Origin of the sequence: Magnetovibrio sp. PR-2 (assembly GCF_036689815.1) — a bacterium.
Lineage (GTDB): Bacteria > Pseudomonadota > Alphaproteobacteria > Rhodospirillales > Magnetovibrionaceae > Magnetovibrio.
The window spans coordinates 207,326-220,032 of the sequence record NZ_JBAHUR010000002.1 but is presented as its reverse complement, the minus strand read 5'-3'; the positions used below and the strand labels follow the sequence as shown (position 1 = coordinate 220,032).

The following is a 12,707-nucleotide window of genomic DNA, read 5'->3' as shown; positions in this document are numbered from 1 at the left end:
AATATCTAGGTAGGCCAAACAATTGTAAAACGTATGGGTGATAAGTGGTCTAAACCATCGCAAAGTCAAGCTTTGTATAAATAAATTTTTTTTCGCAATTCTTTGAAAACGCTTTAGAATAGATTTAATGACAGTTCCTGCACGGGTTGCTTACCACGTTTGTCATGCGTTTTCCTGTGCACCTTTAATATTGGAGGGGGTGTCTCCATCTCGTTGGAGATAATGGGCCTTTTCCCTCTACCCGTCTTCTCTCATTCACAGATTTGAGGGGGGTATGAGGACAATAATTCATGAAAAAAATTCTGATGATTTCGGCTGTTGCCGTATCGCTTGGTGCGTTTGCGGGTCAAGCACACGCTTGGGGTTGGGGCCCGTTTGGCAACAACAACGGTTGGGGCAACAACAATGGTTGGGGCAACAATAACGGCAACTGGGGCAACAATGGCTCTGGCGATGGATCGGGTAACTTTTCCTTCGGCATGAGCGGCAATGGCTCCGGCAACGGCTACAACTCCATGAACAACAACATGAATAACGGCTACAACGGTTACAACGGATACCGTGGCGGCCCTGGCTACGGCTACGGCGCGCCTTATGGCTACGGTGCTCCCTATGGTGCGCCTTACGGTGCTCCGTATGGTGCCCCTTATGGTGCGGCTCCGGGTTACCCGGCTCCGGCTCCGGCACCCGCTGCACCGCAGCAGTAACCACGCCTATTGCGACCATGACTGTGGGAGCGCCTGGTGACAGGCGCTCCCATTTCATGTTGAAAAGGGGGCTAGCCCCCAGAAATTGTCAAGAAATCAAGATCTCTGCGCCAGAGCCATAGCGCTCGGCAATCAGCGATTGTGCATGCCCAACCAATTTGGGATCGGCTTGGCCGTGAATGACAAAGGTGTGCCGTTCACCGTCTCGGGTGTGGCGCACGTAGTTTTGCAATCCATATCGGATCAGGAATTTTGTTTCAGTTGTCATGGTTTCCATATGGGCCATTTGTACAGGATTACAAGTGCTTAGCAGGTGTTTAGTCGCGGCTGTTACTTGTAAAACGGATCAATCAGTGGTTTGTGAAGCGCTCAACCTTTGTGCATGAACATGATGGGCAAGCTTATGCCGTCCATGACGTCCATGGTTCCTGGTTTGATGGGCGCGTAGCCTAAGCGCTGATAGAAACCCTTGGCATTGATGTTGGCGCGCACGAAATAGTCTTCGCTGCCGCTGTCTTTGGCTAAGCCTTCAACACGTTCGACCATAGTCCGGCCCAGACCGGTTCCGGCGTTGTCGGGATGCACAAAGACTTTGCGCAAGCGCGCCGTCGTTGGGGCTTCGTCCATCCACACCCAACCGGCCGTCGCAATCAAATCGCCGTTGCCGTCCAAAGCACATTGTAGGTTTGAGCGATCCAGATCGTCGGCATATTCGTCCGTGTGCATATACTTTACATGCGCATGGATCTGCTGGGCGGAATGCGCCCCAGACGCCAACGACTGAAAGGAGAGGGCGTGAAGCGCGCGCACCTGCGGCAAATCCGCAGGTTTGAACGCTGTAAATGATAAGGATTTCGTATCAAGCATAGCGCCATTATCCCGTCCAGGCATGACGTTCGCATGACGGAACAGTGAAGCTTTCTGGGGATGCGAACCCCATTCCGGGAGCATGTTTTTTCACGCTCCCGGCTTGAGGTTCAGCGAACTCAGGCCTTAGACCTCGACGACCTCGGCATCTTTGGAGTTTTTCAACTTCTCAATGCCGTTTTCGCAGTCGCTTTTGTTCTTATAGCCTTCGCCGCCGTTGGCCATGTTGTTGCCGTTGGACGCCACAAAACGCCAACGCCATTCGCCGGCTTTGTCCTTATAAATTTCATAACGGTCAGCCATGGTTTTTCGATCTCCTGTCAGGTGAAATTTGCGTTCTAAGGATGGACGGCTGACGCGAACAGGTGTGAATGCCAAAAATGGCTGATTTTCAGCTCTTTTTTTGCTTGCATTCGGGTGGGGAAGCGCTTAAAACCCGCCGCAAGCATCCCATGGTGGGGTGTTATCTCGCACGCGGACGTGCGGCCCTGGTGCCAATTCACCAGATCGTCGCTCCGGTGTCTCTCATTTGAGAGACGATTGTCCGCGGAGGCTTAACCGGAAAAGGAAATAAAAAATGGCTACGCCAACCTTTACGATGCGCCAGCTCTTGGAAGCTGGTATTCACTTTGGTCACAACACCCGTCGCTGGAACCCGAAAATGGCGCCGTTCCTGTTTGGAGCGCGCAACGGTGTTCACATCATCGATCTTGGTCAAACCGTCCCCATGCTGGGTCGCGCTATGGAAGCTGTCCGCGAAGCTGTCGCTGGCGGCGGTCGTGTGCTGTTCGTCGGCACCAAGCGCCAAGCTCAAGACAAAATTGCTGAAACCGCTAAAAACTGCGGTCAGTACTACGTCAACCACCGCTGGTTGGGCGGCATGATGACGAACTGGAACACGATTTCCGGTTCCATCAAGCGTCTGCGCGACTTGGACGCTCAATTGGGTGACGAAGCCAAAACCGAAGGCTTGACCAAAAAAGAAATGCTGCAAATGACCCGCGAACGCGACAAGCTGGAGCTGGCTCTGGGCGGCATCAAAGATATGGGCGGTCTGCCGGACATCATGTTCGTCATCGACACCAACAAAGAATCCATTGCCATCGCCGAAGCTAACAAACTGGGCATTCCGGTTGTGGCTGTGCTGGATAGCAACTCCGACCCGAAAGGCGTCGACTACCCGATCCCGGGCAACGATGATGCTATTCGCGCCATCACCACCTACTGCGAACTTATTGCGGGTTCCGTTCTGGACGGCATCCAAGCTGAAGTTGTGAAAAGCGGTGGCGATTTGGGTGAAGCTGAAGAGGTTGCTGTGGAAGCGCTTCCTGAAGAAGCTGCCGCAGAAGCCCCGGCTGAAGAAGCATCTGCTTAAGGTTCAATAATGTGTCATGGCTTGATGCTATGACCTCATCATCTTAACGGAGAAATTTAAGATGGCTGCTATTACCGCTGCTCTGGTGAAAGAGCTCCGCGAAAAATCCGGCGCTGGCATGATGGATTGCAAAAAAGCGCTGAACGAAAACGACGGCGACATCGACGCCGCAATTGACTGGCTGCGCACCAAAGGTTTGGGCACGGCTGCGAAAAAAGCTGGCCGTATCGCTGCCGAAGGTCTGGTGGGTGTTGCTGTTGAAGGTGCCAAAGGCGCTGTTGTCGAAGTCAACGCTGAAACCGACTTTGTGTCGCGTAACGATCAGTTCCAAGGTTTTGTGTCCACCGTTGCCAAACTGGCTTTGAGCTCCGGTGGCGACTTGGACGCTTTGAAAGCCATGTATTACCCGGAAACGGGCCGCAACGTGGCTGACGAATTGACCCAGTTGATCGCGACCATCGGCGAAAACATGAACATCCGCCGCGTTGACGTTTTGGAAGCCGAAGGCGGCGAAGTCGCGGCTTACGTTCACGGCGCGGTCACCGACGGCCTGGGCAAAATCGGCGTGTTGGTTGCTGCAACGGGTTCTGACGCTGCTTCTTTTGGCAAGCAAGTTGCCATGCACGTGGCTGCGACGAACCCGGCGTCCTTGTCCCGCGACGATTTGGACCCGCAATTGGTCGAGCGTGAAAAACAAGTTCTGACCGAACAAGCCCGCGAGTCCGGCAAGCCCGAAGAGATCATCGAAAAAATGATCATGGGCCGCATCAACAAGTACTACGGCGAAGTGTGCTTGTTGGAACAAACCTTTGTCATCGACGGCGAAAGCAAAGTCGGCAAAGCCGCTTCTGCAGCTGGCGTTGACGTCAAAGCCTTTGCTCGCTTCGGTCTGGGCGAAGGCATCGAGAAAAAAGAAGAAGACTTCGCAGCTGAAGTGGCTGCCGCTGCCGGCGTCTAAGCCCTGCTGTCTTTTTCAACAAACAAAACGGGGCTTCCCAGTGGGAGGCCCCGTTTTTTTGTGTCCGCGATGGTTTGGCGTGCTCAATCGACGAGACAGTCGTTGTTGGCAATCCAATACAAAGTTGTGGAGGCGTTGGCAAACAGTTCAGGGTTTTGGTATTGAAGCTGGTTCATCTTGGTCGAGAGGTCGTAAAACGTTGATACCAAGCTTTTGGGGACACGGGTGGTGACATTGACGCCACGATGAATGTTGTGCAGCGGATATTCGGCCTGAATGTGCTTTAGCCCCTGGATGGGTGAAGCTGTGGAATGTTGTTTCAGGGCTAAATCCAAAAGCAGTATGATGTCGTCCAGGTCCTTCACGTTTCGCGCGCGATCAATCTCATGGCGAACGTAGGCGATTAACCCGAAAAGTTGCTCATCAGCGTAGCTCATTCCAATGCCCTGTTTTTGTGCATGTGTTGTGGCACAAGTTATTCATCATTGGACATAAATAAGCGACTACGGAACTCCATAGTTTTTGTAATCTATTGTATTTAAAGCACTATAAGGTGAGGTAGCCGTTGTAGAGAGCTTTGACCACGGCGCTCAGCCGAGAATCCGCGTCCATCTTTTTGAGGATATTGCGCACATGGTATTCTACGCCATGTTCTGAAAGCGCTAAGATCTCACCGATGGCCCAGTTGCTTTTGCCGCTTGCGACCCATTTCAAAATTTCCAATTCCCGGGGCGTCAACGGAGCCTTGGATGATTGGTCCTGACCGAAATGCGCTGAAAATTGAACGTGAAACTGGGTGGAAAGAATTTCAATTTCTTTGAGGTGGTGCTCAACATCTGGGTTGTGTTCGCTGCACGCCAAGCCGACACCAAAAGCCTCGCCCATGGGCCCATGAAAGACCATGGCGCTCCCACTTTTGAGCCCGGCCTCTTCGCCTAAATCCATGATCTCTTGCTCAGCATTGTTCAGGTCATGCTGCGCCATCATGGAGTCCCAAGTGAACGCCCGGCGTGTATGAAGACCGCGGATTCGAACTGGATCCGCTTCGATAAAGCCATTCTCAAAATAATATTTTACCCAGTCTTCAGGATAGCTGCAAAAAATCGCAGGAACTTTGGTTTCAAAGCGCGGGGTGTTGCGCATGGCGCTATACACTGCGCGATCTATGCCGAGTGCCGATAAGCTCGCGCAATAGAGAGAAAATAAGTCCTGAGGGCTGGTCGCCCCCATAGACTCTTCAATAAATTGCGCAACTTTTGCTGTCATTAGACAGTCACCACCAACTTTGCCCAACCAGATGTTGACGCAAGTAAATCATACAAAAAAGAGCCGATCAACCACCTATAGGCGAGGTGTTGAGGTGGATCAGCTTATAACTTTGTCGTTGTTCGCCAGCCAGTGCAGCGCGGTTGAAGCATTGGAGAACGTTTCCGGGTCATCAACTTGCAACTGGTTCATTTTTTCAGAAAGGTCGTAAAAGGTCGATACCAAACAATCCGGAACATTGGTTGCGACATTAAATTGCGCTTCAGTGGACGTATATTCAACGTTGATGTTCGGCAAGCCTTGGATAGGCGAGACACTTTTACTTTCTTTCATGGCTGTTTCCAGCAGCAAAAGACTTTCGTTGATTTCACCAACGGTTTCGGCACGTTCGACTTCTTCGCGTATGTAAGCCAATATGCCTAAGAGATTGTTGTCAATACGAACATTGTTCATCTGAATTCCCCGATGACAAATAAGTTTCAAAAGGGGGGGGCAACTTCCCCTATAAAGTTTAAGGGTTGGGCTTTCCTGGAATGGAAAGCCCAACTTAAAGTTACGCAGCTTGTTGATACAGCTCTTGGCCCAGCTCTTGACCGTAGATATTCAAGGAGCGGTGGTTGATGACATTGTCAGTGCCGAATTTGTCTTTGACGTTTGACAAAGTTTCTGCGTTGACAGTGACTTCAGCGGCCATTACGCGAGTGCGCCCAAAGACTTCCTGGTCACCCAATTGTGTGTATTCACAACCAGCACCACCCGGGCCAATGACCCGACGTAAGATGGCCAGGGGAGACAGGACCAAATACGATTGGATGCCATTGGCTAAGCCAAACTCTAAACAGGCTTGAGTGATTGCTAAGGCTACGCCGCTGCGCTCTTCCTGATCGAGTGTCGGATCCACGGCAAAGCGCGTTGCTTCCCAAATTGTTTCCTGACGTGTTCCTGCATGTTTGCCCAACATGTTCGGCCAGATTTCATCCAGCATGTATGGGCGCAATGTCGGAATCAGGCGCGTGAGCCCAAGTACGTTTCCAAATTCGTTTCGCGCTAAGAGGTAAACGGCTGCGGGTGTGTCGTAGGTGTCATATTCCATGCCATGACAGTGCGGCACGTCCCAATTTTGTTTTTCAATGAATGCGCGGTGACGCACTTTGTACGATTGCGCCAAAGCGTCGTCATAGTGGTGGGCATTGGCCCAAGTTACGATATCAACAGTAAGCATTTCAGAACCCCTCCAGGTCATCAATAGTTGTGAGAGGAGGGTGCTTTCTTTTTACTGTGAATACATCCTGGCGACCTCGCCAGGGTGTCTTTATCGATTGATATTTAAGGGGATATGAGACCAAACATAATGGCTTTGACGATCGCTTCTTCACGTGAGGCGACCTCAAGCACTTCAAATGCCTTTTCTAGATGAAAACGAACGGTACGTTCACTGATCCCCATGATCATACCAATTTCCCAGTTACTTTTATTTGCCGCAACCCAGTGCAGGCATTCCTTCTGGCGCGGAGTGAGGCTGATCTGCTTTTGGGATTTAAGGTTCAATTGGATGAAGCGTTGATGAAACTGTGCGCACCCCAAGAACACTTGTGAAAGCTCATCAGGGCTAAGAGTATCATCTTCGGAACTTGCTACAGAAATCGCAAACGTATCCCCATAAGGTCCATGCAAAGGAATGCATTGTCCTTGTTTTAGCCCAGCGTCGTGTTTGGCTTCATCTAAGAACGCGATAGCGGCTTCATCAGTAATATTCAAATCCTTCCACTGGAAAGGGCCTGTGGCTTTGGGGGCCATAGCAACAGTGGGATCAACAGCTGCATAATTCTCTGCGGCGTAACGGTGTATCCAATCCGATGAATATGTGGTGGTGACGGCAGGGCGAGGCAGGGGGGATTTGAAGTCGTAGGCGTCAAAATGTGTTAGAGCACCGTATGCATACCCTGCATCAAGCCCAACCTTTTTGAGAAAATCACCCAAAAGCTCAAATAGCTCAGCATCAGTTGTTGCCCTGTTGCTGGTCGTTACAAAATCAGCAATCATAACCATCCGTTCCTTATGGTCGTGTTGTGTTCAGTAACACGTCCTCACACCTCAACTCCCATGTGACTGAGAGTTACCCCCTATACGTAATAGATACTAGACTACGATAAGTTTCAAAAATCAACTGAACTCTCAGATGTATTGCGCATATCCCTGGTGGGCTATCGATTTAAAATACACTAATAAGAGGTTTTTTATCGTGGCCGAGAGCGGATGCATTAGCGCTAAAATACTGGAAAAACGACCATCTTGGTGTAATATCCTGGGCACTTTCGAACGTGGATTCTCTGGGTTCGATTTTGATCACCGAAATGCATGAGATTGGGGAATTGGCCATGAGCGAAGCACCGAAGTATCGGCGCGTCTTGTTGAAACTCTCGGGCGAGGGATTGATGGGCGATAAGGATTTCGGATTGTGCACCGACACGGTCTCCCGCATTGCCCAAGAAATCAAAGATGTGCACGATATGGGCGTGCAGATTTGTCTGGTCATCGGGGCGGGCAACATCTTTCGCGGTGTGTCTTCCGCAGCGGCCAATATTGAACGCACCAGCGCGGACTATATGGGCATGCTGGCCACCGTGATGAACGCGCTTGCGATGCAAAGCGCGTTGGAAGGCAAGGGGGTTGCGACGCGGGTTCAATCGGCTATACCCATGAACACCGTATGCGAGCCGTTCATTCGCCGCCGCGCCGTGCGTCATTTGGAAAAGGACCGCGTGGTGATTTTTGCCGCCGGCACCGGTAATCCGTTTTTCACCACCGACACGGCAGCAGCTTTGCGCGCCATTGAAATGAGCTCGGATGCATTGTTGAAAGGCACCCAGGTCGACGGTGTCTACAGCGCAGACCCGAAAAAAGATGTGAACGCGACGCGTTTCGATACGCTCAGCTATCAACAGGTTTTAGCAGACGATTTGCGGGTCATGGACACCTCCGCCATTGCTTTGGCGCGCGACAATGCTTTACCCATCCTAGTGTTTTCGCTACATACCCCAGGCGCGTTTGGTGAAGTGGTGCATGGAAAAGGCACCTTCACCATTGTAGAGTGATGCAAACGCTTGCGGTTCGGGCGCTGCCAGCGCAAAGTGAAAGAACAGATTTGAGATTTAAAGGGGATCACACGTGGCTGATATTAAAGCGATGAAATCGGACCTGGAACGGCGCATGGAAGGCGCAGTGGAGGTTCTGCACAAGGAATGTGGGGGGCTGCGTACAGGACGCGCCTCGATCAGTTTGTTGGACCCTGTGACTGTCGAAGCGTATGGTCAAGCCATGCCGCTCAACCAAGTCGGTACCGTCGGCGTTCCCGAACCGCGCATGCTCACCGTCCAGGTTTGGGACAAGGGCATGGTGAAATCGGTCGAAAAAGCCATTATGGACGCCGGTCTGGGCCTCAACCCGCAAGCCGACGGTCAGTTGGTCCGCATTCCCATTCCGCCGCTCAACGAAGAGCGCCGCAAGGAATTGGCGAAAGTTGCCGGCAAATACGCTGAAGAAGCCCGTGTGGCCGTGCGCAATGTGCGCCGTCATGGTATGGACGAGCTGAAAAAGGCGGAAAAAGACGGCGATATTTCTGAAGATGAGCACCGTCAATACGGCGATGAAATCCAGAAAATGACCGATGCAAACGTCGCAAAAATCGACGAAACCTTGGCGCACAAAGAAGAAGAGATCATGCAGGTCTAATCCTGTTGGTCTTTTCGAAGCGAGTGTACTGAAATGCCCATAGAACCTCAGTCCCAAAATGGTGATGCGCCCGTGCCTGTTCACGTGGCGATCATTATGGACGGCAATGGCCGTTGGGCGGCCAGCCGGGGGCTGCCGCGTACCGAAGGGCACCGTCGGGGCGCTGAATCCGTGCGCGTCATCATCAAGGAAGCCACTGCGTCGGGTGTGAAGTATCTGACCTTATTCGGTTTTTCTTCGGAAAACTGGAAGCGCCCGTCTGTTGAAGTGATGGACTTGATGGGGCTTTTGCGCCTGTATCTGAAAAAAGAGCTGGCGGATCTGCACAAACAAGGGGTGCGTTTTCGTGTGATCGGGGAACGCGCACGCTTGGCTGAGGATATTCAAGACCTGATCCGCACGGCCGAAGAGCGCACCAAGGACAACCAAGGCCTCAATCTTGTTTTGGCGCTGAGCTATGGCGGGCGCGCGGAAATCAGCAACGCAGCACGCGCGTTGGCCGAGCAAGTTAAAGCCGGTGATCTGGACCCGGCCGATATTGATGAGACCATGTTCTCAAGCCAACTTGAAACGGCAGATGTTCCCGACCCGGACCTCCTCATTCGCACCAGTGGCGAGAAACGCATTTCAAATTTCCTTTTGTGGCAAACGGCGTATTCTGAATTCGTATTTGTCGACACCTATTGGCCCGATTTCCGTGCCGAGGAATTCCAAAATGCTCTCGCCCAGTATCAAACGCGCGAACGCAGGTACGGTGCTGTCGGTGTCTAGCTCCATGAACCAAGCTTTGAAATTGCGCCTGCTGTCTGCTTTTGTGCTGGCGCCGTTGGTGTTGGCTGGCGTTTACGTTGGCGGCTGGATTTACGTGGCATTGATCGCCCTAATGGGTCTGATCTTGATGTCAGAGTGGGCCAATATGGTTGAAAAACGCGCCCCCTGGATGGTGTTGGGCGTTTTCTACGTTGCTCTATCCGTTTGGGCATTGTGGGCCCTGCGCCAGGACCCGCAATTTGGGCGGTTGACCATCTTTTGGCTTCTGGCCGTTGTCTGGGGGGCGGATACGGGCGGTTATGCGTTTGGAAAGAACATCGGCGGACCAAAATTGGCGCCGCGCATCAGCCCGAACAAAACCTGGTCCGGTTTTTTGGGCGGGACCTTGTTAGCCGCTTTGGCGGGGTGGGGGGTCGTGTCTTATTTTCGCCCTGAAGTCGCGCTAAACGATGCCGGTCTCTCCGTGGTGCTGCTGGGTGCTGCGCTGGCTGTGGTTAGCCAGATCGGCGATTTGCTGGAAAGTAGCGTCAAACGCCGCTTTGACGTTAAAGACAGCGGCACAATCATTCCCGGCCACGGCGGCGTGTTCGACCGGGTGGACGGTTTGGTGGCAGCGGCCATCGCGTTGGCCTTCGTGAATTTATCTTTGCAAGAGACTGTGTTGGCATGGCTGTTGTAAGCGCATCCCCAAAGCCTCAAACGGCACCTCGGTCCGTAACGGTGCTGGGTTCGACCGGGTCCATCGGCACCAGTACCGTTGACTTGTTGAAACGCAATCCGTCCGATTTTGTCGTCGAAGCTCTGACCGGCAACCGTAATGTTCAGCTTTTGGCCGCTCAAGCCAAAGAATTGGGCGCAAAACAAGCCGTCGTGGCGGACGAAAGCCTTTATGGTGAGCTCAAGGATTTGCTTTTCGGCACCTCCATTGAGGCGGCTGCGGGCGATCAAGCTGTGTCGGATGCGGCAGCCCGGCCCTCGGATATCGTTTTGGCTTCCATTGTTGGGACAGCAGGGCTGAAGCCGACCCTTGAAGCGGCCCGGCGCGGTGCGCTGGTGGCTTTGGCCAACAAAGAGACCTTGGTTTCTGCAGGCCAAGTCATGACCGCCGAAGTGCAAAAGGGCAATGCGACTCTCATTCCGGTCGACAGCGAACACAGTGCGATCTTCCAAGTTTTCGATTTTGAGCGTCCCGAAGGTGTCGCCAAAATCACCCTGACGGCTTCCGGCGGGCCATTTCGGGAAAAAAGCTTAGACGAAATGTCGGCAATGACGCCCGATGAGGCTGTCGCGCATCCCAACTGGGACATGGGCGCGAAGATCAGCATCGACAGCGCGTCGATGATGAATAAAGGCCTCGAAATGATTGAGGCGTTTCACCTTTTCCCGATCTCGGCCGATCAAATTGAGGTGCTGGTGCACCCGCAATCGGTGGTGCACTCGACGGTTTCATACGTGGACGGCTCGGTTTTGGCGCAGATGGGGACGCCCGATATGCGCACCCCCATAGCCTACGCCTTGGCTTGGCCTCAGCGCATGGCCGCCCCGTCAGAACCTTTGGATTTATCGGCTGTTGGGACGTTGACGTTTGAGGCTCCAGACTTGGAACGCTTCCCGGCACTGCGTTTGGCAGGGGAGGCCTTGCGCGCCGGCGGTTCCGTGCCAACTGTATTAAATGCCGCCAATGAAGTCGCTGTCGCGGGCTTTTTGGACGAAAAAATCGGTTTTTTGGAAATTGCACGCACGGTTGAGGCTGTGATGGACATGATGGGGCGCACGGATGTGGGCTCTCTTGACGAAGTGTTCGACATAGACGCCGAAGCCCGATTGCGCGCAACAGCCCTGGTTGCAGGGTAAGGTACTGGTCATATGGATTTATTTGATAACACGCTCTTGAACACGGTTTCTCTTTTGGTACTTCTGACCGTGCTCGTGTTTGTGCACGAGTTCGGCCACTTCTGGGTGGCCCGCAAGAACGGTGTGAAGGTTGAGGTGTTCTCGGTCGGTTTCGGCAAAGAACTGTTCGGTTGGACGGACAAGCTCGGCACACGCTGGCGGTTTAGCGCAATTCCGTTGGGTGGCTACGTCAAAATGTTTGGCGAAGGCGACATGGTCACCGGTGTGGACGACGCCGAAGACCGCCCCATGACCGAAGAAGAGCAAAAAGTTTCGTTTCATCACAAACGCTTAGGCCAGCGCGCTGCGATTGTCGCCGCCGGACCCGCTGCCAACTTCCTGTTTGCGATTTTGGTCTATTGGGGCATGAACGCGGTTTATGGCATGCCGTCTGTGCTGGCGGGTGTGGGGGAAGTCATCAAAGACACCGCCGCTCAAGAAGCTGGGTTTGAGGCCGGTGACCGGATCGTTGCCATCAACGGCCAAGAAATTAAGCTGTTTTCCGAACTGAGCGAGGTGGTTTCTGGCAGCGCCAATGTCGCGCTGCGCTTTGACGTTATGCGCAATAACGACATGATCGTGCTCAACGCGACGCCGCGCCCCTGGACCGGGGAAGGGGCTGATGGTGTCAATGTTTCCAAAGGCTTATTGGGCATTCGTCCGAGCCCTGAGCACGTTGAATACAACCCAACCGGCGTTGTCGAAGGGTTGTTTATGGGCGTTGAGCAAACCTATGCCATGACCGCGCGGATTTTGAGCGGCATTGGAGAAATGTTCGCCGGAGAGCGCAGCGCCAAGGAACTGGGTGGCATTATTTCCATCGCGCAGGTGAGTGGCCAAGCCGCCAAAGCAGGCCTGACATCGGTGCTGGGTGTTTTGGCCTTTATCTCGATCAATTTGGGGCTGATCAATCTGTTCCCGATTCCGGTCCTTGACGGTGGGCATTTGGTGTTTTACGCGGCCGAGGCGGTTCGCGGTAAGCCCTTGAGTCAACAGCTACAAGAATACAGTTTCCGTTTCGGTCTGGTTCTGGTATTGCTGTTGATGGTATTTGCGACCTGGAACGACTTTGGGCGCCTTTTTGGCTGAATTTTTGGATAAGAATGATCCAAATCAAAAAGGAGCTTCCGAAGGCGTT

At 52.9% G+C, this 12,707-nt stretch carries 17 protein-coding genes; 9 read left to right on the top strand and 8 right to left on the bottom strand.

The features are described from left to right. Positions 1–290: 290 nt before the first annotated feature. Entirely contained in the window at positions 291–707 is a 417-nt protein-coding gene (locus V5T82_RS03520) for a sulfur globule family protein (RefSeq protein ID WP_332894215.1), read from the top strand. 88 nt (positions 708–795) lie between these two features. Here the strand turns inward: V5T82_RS03520 and V5T82_RS03515 are convergent, their stop codons facing one another. The 3 genes from V5T82_RS03515 to V5T82_RS03505 all read right to left on the bottom strand — a co-directional run bounded on the left by V5T82_RS03515 (position 796) and on the right by V5T82_RS03505 (position 1,877). Continuing rightward, positions 796–975 carry a hypothetical protein gene (locus V5T82_RS03515; RefSeq protein WP_332894214.1) on the bottom strand — a complete coding sequence of 60 codons (180 nt, stop codon included), beginning with the start codon at positions 973–975 and terminating at the stop codon, positions 796–798. A 101-nt stretch (positions 976–1,076) separates the two neighbouring features. Next, positions 1,077–1,574: a GNAT family N-acetyltransferase gene (locus V5T82_RS03510; protein ID WP_332894213.1), complete on the bottom strand. Its 498-nt coding sequence runs from the start codon at positions 1,572–1,574 to the stop codon at positions 1,077–1,079. Between the two features lie 126 nt (positions 1,575–1,700). Beyond that, the gene (locus V5T82_RS03505) at positions 1,701–1,877 is read right to left on the bottom strand and encodes a YegP family protein (RefSeq protein WP_332894212.1); all 177 of its coding nucleotides are present in this window, start codon (positions 1,875–1,877) and stop codon (positions 1,701–1,703) included. Between the two features lie 274 nt (positions 1,878–2,151). Between V5T82_RS03505 and rpsB the strand changes: the two genes are divergently transcribed. Together rpsB and tsf are read left to right on the top strand one after the other, a co-directional pair. Further along, complete coding sequence (rpsB, locus tag V5T82_RS03500; protein WP_332894211.1) at positions 2,152–2,949, top strand: 30S ribosomal protein S2; 798 nt, start codon at positions 2,152–2,154, stop codon at positions 2,947–2,949. 61 nt (positions 2,950–3,010) lie between these two features. Continuing rightward, positions 3,011–3,907, top strand: coding sequence for a translation elongation factor Ts (tsf, locus tag V5T82_RS03495; protein ID WP_332894210.1), 897 nt, complete (start codon positions 3,011–3,013; stop codon positions 3,905–3,907). An 83-nt stretch (positions 3,908–3,990) separates the two neighbouring features. On the opposite strand, the gene V5T82_RS03490 is transcribed toward tsf, so the two are convergent. From V5T82_RS03490 to V5T82_RS03470, 5 genes are all read right to left on the bottom strand, one after another. Beyond that, positions 3,991–4,344 carry a hypothetical protein gene (locus V5T82_RS03490; RefSeq protein ID WP_332894209.1) on the bottom strand — a complete coding sequence of 118 codons (354 nt, stop codon included), beginning with the start codon at positions 4,342–4,344 and terminating at the stop codon, positions 3,991–3,993. 109 nt (positions 4,345–4,453) lie between these two features. Continuing rightward, complete coding sequence (locus V5T82_RS03485; protein WP_332894208.1) at positions 4,454–5,173, bottom strand: helix-turn-helix transcriptional regulator; 720 nt, start codon at positions 5,171–5,173, stop codon at positions 4,454–4,456. Positions 5,174–5,272: 99 nt separating this feature from the next. Further along, complete coding sequence (locus tag V5T82_RS03480; RefSeq protein WP_332894207.1) at positions 5,273–5,626, bottom strand: hypothetical protein; 354 nt, start codon at positions 5,624–5,626, stop codon at positions 5,273–5,275. A gap of 100 nt (positions 5,627–5,726) precedes the next feature. Further along, positions 5,727–6,395 carry an acyl-homoserine-lactone synthase gene (locus tag V5T82_RS03475; protein ID WP_332894206.1) on the bottom strand — a complete coding sequence of 223 codons (669 nt, stop codon included), beginning with the start codon at positions 6,393–6,395 and terminating at the stop codon, positions 5,727–5,729. 104 nt (positions 6,396–6,499) lie between these two features. Further along, positions 6,500–7,216, bottom strand: coding sequence for a helix-turn-helix transcriptional regulator (locus V5T82_RS03470; protein WP_332894205.1), 717 nt, complete (start codon positions 7,214–7,216; stop codon positions 6,500–6,502). A 335-nt stretch (positions 7,217–7,551) separates the two neighbouring features. Between V5T82_RS03470 and pyrH the strand changes: the two genes are divergently transcribed. The 6 genes from pyrH to rseP all read left to right on the top strand — a co-directional run bounded on the left by pyrH (position 7,552) and on the right by rseP (position 12,658). After that, positions 7,552–8,268: a UMP kinase gene (gene pyrH, locus V5T82_RS03465; RefSeq protein WP_332894203.1), complete on the top strand. Its 717-nt coding sequence runs from the start codon at positions 7,552–7,554 to the stop codon at positions 8,266–8,268. 91 nt (positions 8,269–8,359) lie between these two features. Beyond that, a complete protein-coding gene (frr, locus tag V5T82_RS03460; protein WP_332894467.1) occupies positions 8,360–8,905 on the top strand; it encodes a ribosome recycling factor in 546 nt (181 codons plus the stop codon). Between the two features lie 33 nt (positions 8,906–8,938). Continuing rightward, positions 8,939–9,676 (top strand): isoprenyl transferase, encoded by a 738-nt coding sequence (locus V5T82_RS03455; RefSeq protein ID WP_332894202.1) that lies wholly within the window; start codon positions 8,939–8,941, stop codon positions 9,674–9,676. Continuing rightward, entirely contained in the window at positions 9,621–10,355 is a 735-nt protein-coding gene (locus V5T82_RS03450; protein WP_332894201.1) for a phosphatidate cytidylyltransferase, read from the top strand. Before V5T82_RS03455 ends, V5T82_RS03450 begins: the two co-directional genes overlap by 56 nt. Next, on the top strand, positions 10,343–11,530 hold the full coding sequence (locus tag V5T82_RS03445; protein ID WP_332894200.1) for a 1-deoxy-D-xylulose-5-phosphate reductoisomerase: 1,188 nt from the start codon (positions 10,343–10,345) through the stop codon (positions 11,528–11,530). The genes V5T82_RS03450 and V5T82_RS03445 overlap by 13 nt, the downstream gene beginning before the upstream one ends. A 12-nt stretch (positions 11,531–11,542) precedes the next feature. Continuing rightward, complete coding sequence (gene rseP, locus V5T82_RS03440; protein ID WP_332894199.1) at positions 11,543–12,658, top strand: RIP metalloprotease RseP; 1,116 nt, start codon at positions 11,543–11,545, stop codon at positions 12,656–12,658. Positions 12,659–12,707 lie beyond the last annotated feature (49 nt).

What these genes read in the sequence shown, in the direction of transcription:
- V5T82_RS03520 (WP_332894215.1), top strand. Translation starts at nt 291, where the DNA reads ATGAAAAAAATTCTGATGATTTCGGCTGTTGCCGTATCGCTTGGTGCG.
- V5T82_RS03515 (WP_332894214.1), bottom strand. Translation starts at nt 975, where the DNA reads ATGACAACTGAAACAAAATTCCTGATCCGATATGGATTGCAAAACTAC.
- V5T82_RS03510 (WP_332894213.1), bottom strand. Translation starts at nt 1,574, where the DNA reads ATGCTTGATACGAAATCCTTATCATTTACAGCGTTCAAACCTGCGGAT.
- V5T82_RS03505 (WP_332894212.1), bottom strand. Translation starts at nt 1,877, where the DNA reads ATGGCTGACCGTTATGAAATTTATAAGGACAAAGCCGGCGAATGGCGT.
- rpsB (WP_332894211.1), top strand. Translation starts at nt 2,152, where the DNA reads ATGGCTACGCCAACCTTTACGATGCGCCAGCTCTTGGAAGCTGGTATT.
- tsf (WP_332894210.1), top strand. Translation starts at nt 3,011, where the DNA reads ATGGCTGCTATTACCGCTGCTCTGGTGAAAGAGCTCCGCGAAAAATCC.
- V5T82_RS03490 (WP_332894209.1), bottom strand. Translation starts at nt 4,344, where the DNA reads ATGAGCTACGCTGATGAGCAACTTTTCGGGTTAATCGCCTACGTTCGC.
- V5T82_RS03485 (WP_332894208.1), bottom strand. Translation starts at nt 5,173, where the DNA reads ATGACAGCAAAAGTTGCGCAATTTATTGAAGAGTCTATGGGGGCGACC.
- V5T82_RS03480 (WP_332894207.1), bottom strand. Translation starts at nt 5,626, where the DNA reads ATGAACAATGTTCGTATTGACAACAATCTCTTAGGCATATTGGCTTAC.
- V5T82_RS03475 (WP_332894206.1), bottom strand. Translation starts at nt 6,395, where the DNA reads ATGCTTACTGTTGATATCGTAACTTGGGCCAATGCCCACCACTATGAC.
- V5T82_RS03470 (WP_332894205.1), bottom strand. Translation starts at nt 7,216, where the DNA reads ATGATTGCTGATTTTGTAACGACCAGCAACAGGGCAACAACTGATGCT.
- pyrH (WP_332894203.1), top strand. Translation starts at nt 7,552, where the DNA reads ATGAGCGAAGCACCGAAGTATCGGCGCGTCTTGTTGAAACTCTCGGGC.
- frr (WP_332894467.1), top strand. Translation starts at nt 8,360, where the DNA reads ATGAAATCGGACCTGGAACGGCGCATGGAAGGCGCAGTGGAGGTTCTG.
- V5T82_RS03455 (WP_332894202.1), top strand. Translation starts at nt 8,939, where the DNA reads ATGCCCATAGAACCTCAGTCCCAAAATGGTGATGCGCCCGTGCCTGTT.
- V5T82_RS03450 (WP_332894201.1), top strand. Translation starts at nt 9,621, where the DNA reads ATGCTCTCGCCCAGTATCAAACGCGCGAACGCAGGTACGGTGCTGTCG.
- V5T82_RS03445 (WP_332894200.1), top strand. Translation starts at nt 10,343, where the DNA reads ATGGCTGTTGTAAGCGCATCCCCAAAGCCTCAAACGGCACCTCGGTCC.
- rseP (WP_332894199.1), top strand. Translation starts at nt 11,543, where the DNA reads ATGGATTTATTTGATAACACGCTCTTGAACACGGTTTCTCTTTTGGTA.